13 protein-coding genes are annotated in these 13,862 nt (G+C 41.6%); 8 read left to right on the top strand and 5 right to left on the bottom strand.

Annotation, left to right across the window (positions count from 1 at the left end):
• Window positions 1-281 precede the first annotated feature (281 nt).
• Window positions 282-1,163 carry a Cof-type HAD-IIB family hydrolase gene (locus AMR95_RS13850; RefSeq protein ID WP_197412156.1) on the top strand — a complete coding sequence of 294 codons (882 nt, stop codon included), beginning with the start codon at window positions 282-284 and terminating at the stop codon, window positions 1,161-1,163.
• Between the two features lie 56 nt (window positions 1,164-1,219).
• Here AMR95_RS13850 and AMR95_RS13845 read toward each other — a convergent pair whose 3' ends face one another.
• The 5 genes from AMR95_RS13845 to pgsB form a co-directional block, all read right to left on the bottom strand.
• Window positions 1,220-2,443, bottom strand: coding sequence for a C40 family peptidase (locus AMR95_RS13845; protein WP_058838591.1), 1,224 nt, complete (start codon window positions 2,441-2,443; stop codon window positions 1,220-1,222).
• Window positions 2,444-2,551: 108 nt separating this feature from the next.
• Window positions 2,552-2,722, bottom strand: coding sequence for a hypothetical protein (locus AMR95_RS19265; protein WP_087976066.1), 171 nt, complete (start codon window positions 2,720-2,722; stop codon window positions 2,552-2,554).
• On the bottom strand, window positions 2,719-3,885 hold the full coding sequence (locus AMR95_RS13840; protein WP_058838590.1) for a CapA family protein: 1,167 nt from the start codon (window positions 3,883-3,885) through the stop codon (window positions 2,719-2,721). Before AMR95_RS13840 ends, AMR95_RS19265 begins: the two co-directional genes overlap by 4 nt.
• Window positions 3,886-3,903: 18 nt before the next feature.
• The gene (gene pgsC, locus AMR95_RS13835) at window positions 3,904-4,353 is read right to left on the bottom strand and encodes a poly-gamma-glutamate biosynthesis protein PgsC (protein WP_007497520.1); all 450 of its coding nucleotides are present in this window, start codon (window positions 4,351-4,353) and stop codon (window positions 3,904-3,906) included.
• 15 nt (window positions 4,354-4,368) lie between these two features.
• The gene (pgsB, locus tag AMR95_RS13830; RefSeq protein WP_039181962.1) at window positions 4,369-5,550 is read right to left on the bottom strand and encodes a poly-gamma-glutamate synthase PgsB; all 1,182 of its coding nucleotides are present in this window, start codon (window positions 5,548-5,550) and stop codon (window positions 4,369-4,371) included.
• Window positions 5,551-6,296: 746 nt separating this feature from the next.
• Here pgsB and AMR95_RS13825 point away from each other — a divergent pair.
• The 7 genes from AMR95_RS13825 (at window position 6,297) to AMR95_RS13795 (ending at window position 13,861) form a co-directional block, all read left to right on the top strand.
• Window positions 6,297-7,778 (top strand): spore germination protein, encoded by a 1,482-nt coding sequence (locus tag AMR95_RS13825; protein WP_039181964.1) that lies wholly within the window; start codon window positions 6,297-6,299, stop codon window positions 7,776-7,778.
• Window positions 7,768-8,865, top strand: coding sequence for a GerAB/ArcD/ProY family transporter (locus tag AMR95_RS13820; RefSeq protein WP_058838589.1), 1,098 nt, complete (start codon window positions 7,768-7,770; stop codon window positions 8,863-8,865). The genes AMR95_RS13825 and AMR95_RS13820 overlap by 11 nt, the downstream gene beginning before the upstream one ends.
• Complete coding sequence (locus AMR95_RS13815; RefSeq protein WP_058838588.1) at window positions 8,855-9,997, top strand: Ger(x)C family spore germination protein; 1,143 nt, start codon at window positions 8,855-8,857, stop codon at window positions 9,995-9,997. Before AMR95_RS13820 ends, AMR95_RS13815 begins: the two co-directional genes overlap by 11 nt.
• A gap of 116 nt (window positions 9,998-10,113) precedes the next feature.
• Window positions 10,114-11,100 (top strand): LacI family DNA-binding transcriptional regulator, encoded by a 987-nt coding sequence (locus tag AMR95_RS13810; protein ID WP_058838587.1) that lies wholly within the window; start codon window positions 10,114-10,116, stop codon window positions 11,098-11,100.
• Window positions 11,097-11,975, top strand: coding sequence for a ribokinase (gene rbsK / locus AMR95_RS13805; RefSeq protein WP_058838586.1), 879 nt, complete (start codon window positions 11,097-11,099; stop codon window positions 11,973-11,975). The genes AMR95_RS13810 and rbsK overlap by 4 nt, the downstream gene beginning before the upstream one ends.
• On the top strand, window positions 11,972-12,364 hold the full coding sequence (gene rbsD, locus AMR95_RS13800) for a D-ribose pyranase (protein ID WP_039181978.1): 393 nt from the start codon (window positions 11,972-11,974) through the stop codon (window positions 12,362-12,364). Before rbsK ends, rbsD begins: the two co-directional genes overlap by 4 nt.
• Window positions 12,365-12,379: 15 nt before the next feature.
• Entirely contained in the window at window positions 12,380-13,861 is a 1,482-nt protein-coding gene (locus AMR95_RS13795; RefSeq protein ID WP_058838585.1) for a sugar ABC transporter ATP-binding protein, read from the top strand.
• Window position 13,862 lies beyond the last annotated feature (1 nt).

The following is a 13,862-nucleotide window of genomic DNA, read 5'->3' as shown; positions in this document are numbered from 1 at the left end:
AGCGTGATAGAAAACCTTTGCAGCTCTAGGAAGGGTGAGCACCGGAACAGAGCGAATTTGAGATTCGTGAGTACCGGAGCGCAGACCTGACACCGAATGCGAGGGTTTGTCTACACGCTGGAAGCGTCCCTAATGGGCGCTTTTTCTTATTTCCTTGATCATTCGCTCATTTTTGTTTAGCCTTGATAGTGAGGAAACAACCATCCTTTTTTTATGAGAATAAAGGAAATCGTACATACTTTGAAGAGGCTATTGCATGAATGAAGGAGGATTTGACAGCGATGAAAAAAATGATTGCGATTGATCTGGACGGTACACTTTTAAATACAAAAAGTGAAATATCCGCTCAAAACCGAGAGGCATTGATTCGTGCGAAGGAAGCGGGATATATTGTGACCATCTGTACAGGGCGGGCAACTTTTGATGTAAAGGAGCTGCTTGGCGATTTGGACATCCCCATTATTGCGGCAAACGGCGGGACTGTCCATACAGAGGGATACGAGCTCTTCAGCCGAATCACATTGGACCAAGAAGCGGGCAAGCGCGCTGCTAAGGCATTAGTAGAACGAAACATTTACTTTGAAGTCTATACAGACGATGCTCTCCTCTCCCCTTACGATGGAAAAGAGAAGCTGAAAGCAGAATTTGATCTGATCGAAAGCGCAAACCCAAATGAGGATCTCGCTGATCTATGGGAGGGAGCCATGACGCAATTTAAACAATTTGGCATCAAACCAGTGGATGATATCCGTCAGATTTTTGAGTCGAATGAGCCGACCTATAAATTACTCTGCTTCTCGTTTGATATGAACAAACTGACCAAAGCACGAAATCTTCTGGCAGACATGCCCGAGCTTTCATTGACCTCGTCTGGAAAACATATTATTGAGGTGCTGCCAAAAGAGTCTGGAAAAGGACATGCCCTGAAAAAACTCGCAGCCCATTATGGTGTAGACCGCTCACATATTTATGCAATTGGTGACAGCCCAAACGACCTTTCTATGTTTGAAGAAGCAGGCCACCGCATTGCAATGGGGAATGCGGTTGATGTCATTAAAGAAAAGAGCACTTACATCACAAAAGGGAATCATGAAAATGGTGTCGCTTATTTTATTGATCTTCTTTTACAAAATCAATTCCATGAAAAAAAGACGCTTGTCTGATCAGCGCCTATAGAGAAGTTCAGAAGTCCGATACAAGTATTGATCGGGCTTTTTCTTTATTTTTTGATTCTAACAGCCGTTTCATATTTGTCCTTCCAGTACGTACTTGTTTTCATATTGGTTAAGACAACGCCGTTTGAGACAGTCACATGAATGACTTGATTTGATCCTGCATAAATTGCCGGCATCAATGATGTCCCGCTGAAGAAGACAAGATCTCCCGGCTGAAGCTCAGAACGTTTCACAGGCGTACCTGCTTTGACTTGACCTGATGCATAGCGAGGCAGCTCAATGCCAAGCACTTCTTGATACACGTACTGCGTAAACCCTGCTGTATCAAATCCTTGCTTTGGATTCGTACCGCCTTTGACATAAGGGACTTCGCCAATATACGTAGCGGCTTTTGATACGATAGGATCCTCTTTCGACAGCTCCAGATCTGTTAATCGTTTCGCACCTGTCCATTTTTCGCGCCAATACGATTCAGACAAATAAGAAATTGTCACACTTTCAGAACGGCTCGCATGAATAAAGCGGTCGCCTCCAATATACATACCTACATGAGAAATTCCGGGTTTATATGTGTTGCTAAAAAAGACAAAATCCCCAGGGCGAATATCGTCTAATGCCACTTTTTCTCCAACAGCCCACTGCTGTTCAGCACTTCGAGGTAAATAAATTCCAAGTGATTTTTCAAATAAATACTGTAAAAAACCTGAGCAATCGAATCCAGTCTTTGGATCGGTTCCTCCAAATACATAAGGAATACCTAAATAGGTCATCGCATCTTTCACAAGAGGGTCATCAGAAATGTCTTGTGTGCCGGGCAAGCGTTTGACCGCATAAAATCGATCAGTCCAATATTTGCTTTTGCTGACATCCGTTTTCACCACACCTTGACTAAGCGTGATATGGATGACCTGATCGTTCCCCGCGTACAACGCCACATGTGTTGGGATATCCTTCGTTTCTTCAAGACTTCGGAAATACACAAGGTCACCGGGCTGCGCTTTATCCCATGATACCTTTTTTCCAATCTGATATTGGTCAATTACCTTCCGCGGCAAATCAAATGTTTCGGATGTCTTGTACACATATTGAATAAACCCAGATGCATCAAAGCCCGTTTTTGGATCGGTTCCTCCTTTATGATAAGGTGTTCCAATCAGCTTTTCCGCTTGCTCCAAAAGAGATGGTGTTTGAGCAGATACCGCTGGTTGAGACATGAACATCAGCCCTACAAGCGCACACCCTCCGATCAACATTCCTTTCCATTTCATGATCCTTTCCCTCCTATCTTCTATAGTTTCGGCATGACACCATTCATTTTACACCCTTTTTCGACAAAAAAAGAACACGCGATGTGCGTGCCCTTTCTCCTATTTAGGTTATTTACCTGCTTCCGCTTTTGACTGCTTTTGCTGTTCAATTTTCTGCATTTCAACCGAAATCTTTTGTTTTTCGTGATCTGTCAGACTGTCACTAAATTTAAAAGCAGACATAAAGACAAAGACTAAGATTAACGCAACAAACGGCCAGCTTGCTTTTAGGAATTTCATTTCTTCTCTTTCCCTCCGTTTTCTTTTAAGTTTTTAACTTTATCAGCGTGATCTACTTCAAAGAAAATGTGTCCGTCTTTTTCTTTCCAATCCGCATTCGTTCCATTGGTCAGCATACGGATAATGGCTTTTGATTCAAGAGATCCTGATTTTACTGGAGCAGGTGTTGCTTCTTTGATGTACATTGGGACAACTTCAAATGTCGCTTTTCCATCTTCATTCAGATGATACTGAACAAGTGCAGAATCACGTGTTCTTGACCAGCCTTGGTCAAAAATAAAGTTGCCTAGGCTATAGAAAATCGCCGTTCCGTTATAGACTTCCATTGGTTCAAGGACGTGCGGGTGAGCACCGATAATGATATCAGCTCCGGCCTTAGACATCGCTCTTGCCAATTCTCTTTGCCTGTCGTTTACTTCATTGTTGTACTCCTGTCCCCAGTGAGCATGAACAACGACAATATCTGCCTTTTCAGCAGCCTGCGAAATCATCGGAATAAAGATAGATGGATCGGCTGGCAGAATACCCGCCTGGCGATTCGTTGCTTTGAAATCTTTCCCATACACATCTGTAAAACCAAGCGTAGCAATTTTGACACCATTTACTTCTTTGTATGAAATGTTCTGCTTCGCATCTTGGAGGTTACGACCTGCGCCTGTATAATCCATGTCAGTTTGTTCAAAGGCATCGATTGTATTGTTCAGCCCTTTTTCACCATAGTCTGCCGCATGGTTATTCGCAAAGTTTAAGACAGAGAAATTCAAATTCTTCAATGCTTGGACAGAATCTTCATCTGTTTTTAAATGAATATTCTTTTGGGCTGCCTGTTCTTTATCTGTTGCGACTGGATGCTCAAAGTTTCCTGTCACATAATCTGACACATCAAAATATGGCTTGGCATAGCGAAAGAGATGCTCTTTACCATAGCGGTCTGTTACTTTCTCTACGTTTCTTCCAAACATAATGTCACCGACAAACGAAGCGGTCAGGATGTTTTCTGGATTCTTTTGTACAGTTGGCACTTGTGCTTTCCCGATAAACGTAAATAGAAATGTACAAGCAATGACGATCGGTAAAGCAATGAGTACGTGTTTATTCGTCTTTTTCTTTTGGTTCTTTGTGATTTTCAGCAGCTTTTCCTGAAAGCTCAATTTTTTATTCATCATTGGACACACCTTATCTTAAAATAGATAGTAAACATACATGATGGCAAATGTTGCACCACTTAGAAGTAACGTGCTTCCAAGGGTAATTGTAAGACCTTGCTTTTGAATCGTATTCGCAATCAATCCAGGAACGATGATTCCAATTCCGCGGAATTCTGCTATTTCAAATGGGACCACTGGATAGAAGAAATCAAATATGAGTTTTAAGGCAATCCCTGTAATGAGCATCGCAGCAAACTTTCTGCGTCCGTATAAAATCATGAATTTTGATAAGCCAAAACGAACGATCACATACGTAAGCAAGCTGACAGATAAGACGACTAAAATGAAGACTGGCTGATTAAATACGAGCGCCAGATAACCTGGGACAACAAGTCCAGCTGGTACGATTCCTGTTTTTTCTGCAAAGATTAAACTGAGTAGAACTCCTAAAATTAACGAGATATAAAGATCTGATCCGAACATTTTCTATATTTCCTCCTAGCTGACAAGCTGCTTAATTTTGTATTCTTGAATTTTTTCGATTAACGGTTCAGCGGCACCATGGATATTGCCGACTCCATAAACCACTCGATTATGAAGCTTTTTCTCAAGCATATTCATAATTTGTTCTGTAGATTGATATTCAAGGTTGTGTAAGTGGTCAGCCGGAATTTTCCCTTCCTCATATGCCTTCACAATTGGATCTGTTGTTTCACCAATTAAAACAAGGTCACTTGCTTCAATATAAGGAAGTACATCCTCCGCAAACTGGATCGTTCTATCTACTCGATCCGCACGGCAGTTCATAATAATAATCGGTTCATCTGTTGGATATCCAATTTCTTTCACACGCTTCCAAATGTTCAATGTAGAGGATGCGTCATTTGCCGCAAATCCATTTACAAAGTGTCCAGGTGTTTTCGCGTCCATTAATGGAAGAATTCTCATCGCTCCTGGATCAGGCGGCGCATTTAACATTCCTCTGAATGCCGTATCTTCATCAATCCCCAATGCTTGGGCAACACCGAGTGCCAGTGAAGCATTATCTGGGAAAACCATGTACTCAAATTTCCGCAAAAACTCATCGGAAATCTTGGAATTATCTGCAACAATGACTTCTGTGTTGCGTTTTTTCGCAATCTCTTTAAAGAAATCCGTATATTCACTATCCGTAATAACCAAGTGTCCATTGTAAGGAATTGTCGCTGTAAAGGCTTCTGCTATTTCATCAAGTGTTGGCCCCATGACGTCCATATGATCTTCAAGAACGTTTACGATTACGCCAATGTTTGCTTGAAGCAGCTCTTCCTGAAAGATAATTTGGTAATCTGGATTTACCGCCATACATTCACTGACGATGGCATTTGCTCCTCTTTCAACTGTTTCTCTCATAACTTCCTTCTGCTCTCCGATATTCGGTCCTTGCGGTTTCCTTTTAATCGGTTTCTCCTCTGGCGTATCCCAATAAATCATTCTTGCATCCGTTCCCGTTGTTTTACCGACAGTTTTATAACCTGCCTCCATTAAGATACCGGTTGTCAATCTTGTGACGGTAGACTTTCCGCGAATACCATTAATATTGACGCGCACCGGCAGGGCATCGATATTTTTCTGATGACGCTTCTTTTCAATAAAGCCAATCCCTAACATGATGACACAGGCTATAACGATTAACCACATCGCTATCTACATCTCCTTTTTTTATGAGTGTGATATGTAAATTCAATCAACAGTATATCTGTTCAGCATAAAATCACAATCGGTATTATGTAACATAATCTTTCACTTCCTCGTATGCCAAATTCCTCTAATCAAAAGGCTTTTTTGCCTACCTATCCTTTAAATGAAAAGGCCAAAAGACGGACAAAAATCAGTCTGAATTTCTGCTGAATTCATGAGAAAGCGTTAACATCAATGATCCGAAAATCTTTTGTCCTTTTCTCCCTAAATTTTTCGACAATTATTAAGATGTATTTTGAATCAATGTTTTAAAGTCTGTTATTCTCTATAACATCAGTCATATCAGCGCTTTAAATGAATAGTGCGTGTTTTGAAATGTTTTATATTTTTGAATGAACAGGTTAGAAAGTCATTCTCCTTGGTCAGATTGCTGTGTGTTGACCTATGACAAAGGTCACCTCTAAAAAAATCAAGTCATCTGCTTATTTTTAGGTCACAAAAAATTGGGATAAGATGTAAAACTTTGATCATTTCGGTGTACCTTCTCTTTACGAGATTCGCACCTTATGACCTAAACAATGAAACATTATTCATTTGTTTTTATCAAGATTCATCATTTCTTAACATTTTTAATATGAATTTAGTTGAAAGTTGTCAGCTCATGTCATGCTTTCCCCAAAGGTGACGAATAAAATTCGCTTCTCCGCTTACACTATGGTTAAAAAATCTGTGAGAGGAGGCTCAAGATGCCAAACTCCAATGAGCAAACACGCCTGCATTTTTTATCAGGAAGCTTTGAGGAAAAAATCCGGATCCTGAAAAAAACATTTCAGCAAAGCGGCGATTTTGAATACCGAGAATTAATGGTGAATGAAACGAAATCTGCGCTGTTTTTTATAAAAACAAGAATAGATGAAGGAAAACTAAATGATTTCATCATCGGCAACTTGTTAGGCCCTCCTGGAAAGCAGGATTATACAAAATCTCTTAGCACACTTGAAACAGGCGACTTGACGCTGATCACAGACAGTATTATTGCAGGAAGTATTGCCTTTCTTGATGAAAACTCCTCACAAATTAAGCTATTTGCTGTTGGACAGCCTCCGCTGCGCTCTATTTCTGAACCTTCTTCGGAAAGTATTATCGCAGGCGCACATGATGGATTTGTTGAAAGTCTTGATACCAATATCTACTTACTGCGTTCCCATTTAAATGATCGGAAGCTCGCCATTCAATATCATAAGATCGGTACAAAATCGGAAACAAAGCTTGCAACGGTTTATATATCTGATATTGCCAATCAAGAAAAGGTCGAAGAGGTCAACAGACGGATTTCTTCTATTAAAGTAGACACACTGTTAAGTCCTGGCTCTATCGTTGAGGCAATTGAGGAGGATTCATTTTCTATTTTCCCGCAGCTGATTGATACAGAACGTCCGGACAAGGTGAGATCTGCGATCCTTGAAGGCAGAATAGTCGTACTCATGGATGGTAGTCCAATGGCCATCATTCTGCCTATCACGTTCTTTAGCTTCTTTCAGTCACCAGATGATTATAACAGCCGCTGGATTCCTGCTACGTTTATTCGAATTTTGCGTTATCTTGCCTGCATCATCGCAGTTATATTGCCATCTTTTTATATTGCTGTTATTGCGTTTCATTATGAGGTTGTCCCAGATGAACTAGCCATTACCATGAAGAACTCTATTATCGGAATTCCCTTTCCTCCATTAATAGAGGCTATTTTGATGGAGATCACGATTGAACTCATACGTGAGGCTGGAGTGCGTCTGCCTAAACCAATCGGGCAGACCATTGGAATCGTAGGTGGTTTGGTTATTGGGGATGCGGTTGTACAGGCAGGACTTATTTCGAATGTCCAAGTGATTGTAGTCGCTGTAACAGCTGTCGCTTCATTTGTACTTCCGTCGTTTGAAATGACGTCCACCATCAGGATGCTTCGTTTCCCGCTCATGTTTATGGCATCAATGTTTGGATTTATTGGCATTTCATTTGGGCTTGCCATTATGCTCATGAATTTATGCCGCTTAGAATCACTAGGGGTACCATATTTATCACCTGTTGCTCCATTTAACTGGCAGGACTTAAAAGATACTGTGGTTCGACTCCCAATGTGGATGTACAAAAATCGACCTGTTTATTTAAATCCGCAAAAGAGCAAACAAATTGAACAACTGAGAGGATGGAAAAAGAAAGATGAAAAATAAAATATCTCCACCTCAAGCTGTTTTTTTTATTATCCAATCTCAAATTGGTGTTGGAATTTTAGCTCTCCCCCATTTGCTGATGAAAGACATAGGACACGATGGCTGGATGGCGATTATTTTAGCGTGTTTTTTTATACAGATCATCAATACGATTTTTCTTTATATCATCTACAAGTATCCTGAAACGTCATTTTTCCAAGTGCTGATTGAGGTCTTTGGAAAATGGATTGGACGCATCTTGGTCACGCTCTATACGGTATACTTTGCCTCGGTTTGTATCGTTGTGCTTTCAATATTCACAAGGATTCTTGGCATATGGGTGCTCCCGCTTACACCAAACTGGGTCATTAACCTATTACTCATGATATGCATTATCTATATCGCAAAGGAGCAAATTACAGCCATTGTCAGATTCAACTTTATCTTAACGCCCTTTTTGCTCATGCTCTCTCTATTGATGTTCTATGCATTGAAAGGAACCAATATTGATTATCTCATGCCTTTTTTCCAAACGGATGTTTCTCAACTCCAAATTGGATTGAAGGATGTGGTGTTGTCAATGAATGGATTTGAGATGATTCTGGTCATCTCCCCACTAATGAAGGGCTCCATTAAGGAACGATATAAAGTGATGACCATTTCAAATATATGTACGACACTTTACTACCTATTTATTACATTAATTTGTTTTATGTTTTTCAGCCCGGCTGAGCTTAATGTCATCCCGAATCCTGTTTTGTACCTTTTAAAAACCGTTACGTTCGGTGTCATTGAGCGGACGGATTTAATTTTTCTAAGCTTTTGGGTCTTTGTCATTCTAGCTACACTGAGTAATTATCTGTACTTTTGTGCAAATGGTGTATCCAGTATGCTTAAGAAAAAAAATCACAAAAAATATGTCTACTATTTTGCCATTTTGATTTATGCTGTCAGCTGTTTTCTTTCAACTGATAACTTTAGAATTCAGCGATTTAATGACTTTACCACCGTTGCACAATATTCATTTATTTACACACTTCCGATCATGATGGCCGTTATTATCTTGATCAAACATCGTAAAAAGAAGGTGAAATCACATGCGTCATAAGTACATGTTGACACTGCTTATGTGTGTTTCCCTCATTTTCATGCCTGGCTGCTGGGATCAAAACCTATTAAAAGACATCTCTCTTGTTTTAACTTCAGCTGTTGATCAAGGAGAGGATGACAATGCGAGATATTCGATTACCTATCGAAAGGTGCAGCAGTCTCAAAGTATGCAGCAAGGGAATACCGGCAGTTATTTAACCACTGTTCTCACAACCGATGCGCCTACTTTAAGAAAAGCAAGAAGCAACTTTAGCCGGAGTGTAGACCAAAAAATCGATATGTCGAAAATGCGTGTGCTGCTGATCGGTGATGAATTTGCCCAAAACCGGCTGCTCCCTTACTTAGATATGTTTTACCGCGATCCCAAAAGCCCTTTACTCGCAAACTTGGCAGTGGTGCAAGGCGGGAGCTGTGTAGATTTAATCAATCAACTGCTCAAGGAAAAACTTATTGTGAGCGACTATTTAAACAACCTGATCACTTCTGCATCACGCTCCTCACAAGTTTCACCTAAGAACATTCAAAATATCCGGTCCAAAATGCTGCAAACCGGTGAGGATTTCACACTGCCGTTACTCTACTACGATAAGTCAAAAAAGTTAACGAGTGTGAGGGGGGTTGCCTTATTTGATAATGAGAAAAAGAAAGGTGAACTATATGCCCAGGATGCCATTCTGCTCACCATTATGGATGGAAAAATGGGCAGCTATGCAAACTTCACGAAAAAAGTAAGAAGTGATATGAAATTAAAAGAGAACAATTACATCACCGTTCAAGTAACCGATTCAAAGAGAGACATTAAAATCGTCAATCCTGATCACCGAAACTTAACCTTCTCTCTTGAGTTTGAATTCACCACCTCTGTTATTGAATACCCGAAAGACAATTTAGATACAGATAAAAAAATTGAAATGTTAAATAAAAGGCTATCAGCTATTTTCACAAAAGACGCTGAAAAAGTTATTGCCACCCTGCAAGAAGCGAATTCTGACGTTCTCAGCCTTGGCAGAAAATATCGGGTAAGACACTATGATGAGTATATGAAAATGAACTGGGTCACCGATTATCCGAAGGTGAAAATCATTCCAAAAGTGAAAGTGAACATTACACAAACAGGTATTATTAGTTAAGAAAAGGAAGAAGCCTTCTTTCTTTTCTTTTTTTATTTTTTTAGATTGTCATTTTGATGCTTTCGTGATAATCTATGTGTGTAAACGGTTACACACTCATGAAGGGAGGCTCTCCATTGGCTACAATTAAAGATGTCGCAAAAGCTGCACAAGTATCTGTTGCCACTGTTTCACGCGTGCTCAATGATACTGGATACGTCCATTCAGATACGAAAACCCGCGTGACACAAGCGATGCAGGAGTTGAACTACTTTCCCAATGAAGTGGCTAGAGCCCTTTTCAAAAGAGAATCACGCTTAATCGGCTTAATCTTGCCTGATATCACAAACCCCTTCTTTCCTCAACTAGCTAGAGGTGTTGAGGATGAGATTCATGCGCACGGTTTTCGGTTATTATTCGGGAACAGTGATGAGGATCGAGAGAAGGAAATGGCCTACTTACAAACCTTTAAACAAAATCAAGTGGTCGGTGTCATCGCAGTCACAAATGAACCTGAATCAGATATATACAACGATGATGATTTACCTGTTGTGTTTTTAGATCGAACCGTTCCACATGCACCTTCTGTTTTTGCAGATGCTGCAGCTGGCGGGAAAATGGCCGCAATGGAATTAATTAGACGCGGTAGCCGGCAGATCACACTGCTAAAAGGACCTGCCCATCTACAAACAGCTCGGCAGCGCTTCAAGGGCGCACTCGATGTTCTCACGGATACAGGTGTCGACTTTCATGTGATGTCTAATGCTTCCTTTTCCTTTCAAGAAGCCCGAAAAAGCGCCAAAGCCCTCTTCCAGCTGTACCCTGAAACAGATGGGATCATTGCCAGCAATGACATCGTCGCAACAGCGGTCATCCATGAAGCGCTTCGTATTGGAAAAGCCATTCCAGGAGACGTTCAAATCATTGGATTTGATGATATTCCGCAAAGCGAGCTGCTTTTCCCTTCCTTATCGACCATTAGGCAACCCGCCTATGAGATGGGGAAAGAAGCGGCACAGCTGTTAATCAAAGCGATTCAGAAACAACCGATAGATCAGCCAGTTATTCAAATGCCCGTCTCTTTTATTGAACGAGAGACCACAAGAAAGGTGGATTCACAATGAGTCATATTGTTGTAGTAGGAAGCTGTTCAATGGATTTAGTCGTCACATCAGATAAACGGCCAAATGCCGGTGAAACGGTTTTAGGCGAATCGTTTAAAACGGTCCCAGGCGGAAAAGGTGCCAATCAAGCAGTCGCAAGTGCCAGACTCGGTGCAGATGTATATATGGTCGGCCGAGTTGGTGATGACGCCTATGGTCAGGAAATTCTGAGCAATTTACAAAAACAAGGTGTCCGTACCTCATATATGAAACCGGTTACCGAAATGGAGAGCGGCACAGCTCATATCATTTTAGCAGAAGGTGATAACAGCATTGTCGTGGTCAAAGGGGCAAATAATGAGGTCACTCCTGACTATGTAAATGATGCTCTTTCTACAATTGATGATATTGGGATGGTTCTTATCCAGCAGGAAATACCTGAAGAAACGGTCGAAGCGGTCTGCTCCATTTGCAGTGAAAAAGAAATCCCTGTGATTTTAAACCCTGCACCAGCCCGCAAAGTATCGCAGCAGGTTTTAAATCAGGCTGCTTACATTACACCGAATGAACACGAAGCTGTTCTTATGTTCGATGGTCTGCCAATTGAAGATGCCTTGCGTCAATACCCTAACAAATTACTAGTCACAGAAGGGAAAAATGGGGTTCGATATTTTGATGGATCGAAAGAAGTATTAGTTCCAGGTGTACCTGTAGAAGCAGTCGATACAACAGGAGCTGGCGATACCTTTAACGGAGCCTTGGCTGTCGCCTTAACAGAAGGCAAATCCCTCTATGATGCACTTGCCTTTGCCAATCTTGCAGCATCAATATCTGTCACAAAGTTTGGCGCACAAGGCGGCATGCCAACAAGAGAAGAATTGGAGAAAAAGAAATGAAAAAAAACGGCATCCTAAACAGCCATATCGCCAAGGTGCTTGCTGACCTTGGCCATACAGATACAATCGTCATCGCAGACTGCGGTCTCCCTATTCCAGAAGGTCCAGTCAAAATCGATCTGGCATTATCAATCGGCACACCGTCCTTTCAGGAGGTCACCTCCCTCCTTCTTCAGGAAATGGCTGTTGAAAACATGACTGTGGCTAGTGAAATCAAAGAGGCCAATGAACGAGATCATTTATTTCTTAAGAAAGCGTTCTCAAAACCATTACATGAAGTAGACCACGAGACGTTCAAAGACATGACCAAACAGGCAAAAGCAGTCATTCGAACGGGTGAAGCCACCCCATACGCAAACTGCATTCTTCATGCCGGTGTCATCTTTTAAAAGGAGGAGCCAGATATGAACATAGAGATGCATAACATCCATAAGGCTTTTGGGAAAAACACCGTTCTCTCCGGGGTCTCCTTTGACCTCGTCACAGGCGAAGTCCACGCACTCATGGGTGAAAATGGTGCGGGAAAATCAACTTTAATGAACCTGCTTACAGGTCTTTATTCTTTAGATCAAGGAACGATACAAATCGACGGAAAAGAAACCGCTTTCAAAAATCCAAAAGAAGCGGAACAGCACGGCATTGCCTTCATTCATCAGGAGCTCAATATATGGCCGGATATGACCGTCCTGGAGAACCTCTTCATCGGGAAAGAAATCTATACGAAGCTCGGGCTGCTAGACACAAAGAAAATGAAGGTCCTCGCGCAAAAGCAGCTGGACCGGTTGTCTGTGAATCTCTCGCTTGATCAAGAGGCAGGAAGCTGTTCTGTTGGACAAAAACAAATGATTGAGATTGCAAAGGCATTAATGACCGATGCGAAAGTCATCATCATGGATGAGCCGACAGCAGCTCTAACGGAACGTGAAATTGAAAAGCTCTTCCAGGTCATTGAATCTCTCAAAAAAGAAGGCGTTTCCATCGTCTATATTTCTCACCGTATGGAGGAAATCTTTGCAATCTGTGACCGGATTACGATCATGCGTGATGGGAAAACGGTCGATACGAAAGCCATACCTGAAACGAATTTCCATGAAGTCGTCAAAAAAATGGTCGGCCGTGAATTGACAGATCGATATCCTGAGCGTACGCCTTCTACAGGAGATATTATCCTCGAGGTGAAACAAGCAACGAAAAAAGGACAATTTCAAGATATCAGTTTCTCAGTTAAAGCTGGAGAAATCGTCGGTGTTGCAGGCTTAATGGGGGCTGGCCGGACCGAAATGATGCGATCACTCTTTGGCCTTGATCCTCTTGACCAAGGAGAAATCTGGGTTCACGGAAAAAAGGCTGTTATTAAAAAACCAAGTGATGCTGTCAAGCTCGGGATCGGCTTTATCACAGAAGATCGCAAGGATGAAGGGCTCATGCTTGATGCATCCATCCGAGAAAACATCGGTCTGCCAAACTTAAAAAGCTTCTCTCCAAAGGGACTGATTGATAAGAAAAATGAACAGGATTTTGTCGACCTGCTCATCAAACGACTGACGATTAAAACGGCTTCCTCTGACATTTCTGCCCGAAGCCTGTCTGGTGGAAATCAGCAAAAAGTCGTCATCGCCAAATGGATCGGCATACAGCCAAAGGTCTTGATTTTAGATGAACCGACACGAGGTGTCGACGTCGGAGCGAAACGAGAAATCTATCAGTTAATGAATGAACTGACCGATCGAGGCGTTGCCATTTTAATGGTCTCCTCTGAACTCCCAGAGATACTCGGGATGAGCGATCGAGTACTCGTCATTCATGAAGGAACCATCAGCGGAGAATTAGACAAAACAGAAGCAACACAGGAACGAATTATGACACTAGCTACAGGAGGGAAGTAAC

Source organism: Bacillus sp. G1(2015b), assembly GCF_001482475.1.
Classification (GTDB): Bacteria; Bacillota; Bacilli; order Bacillales; family Bacillaceae; genus Bacillus; species Bacillus safensis.
The sequence above is the reverse complement of the archived record's forward strand: the minus strand, read 5'-3'. Positions and strand labels throughout refer to the sequence as shown.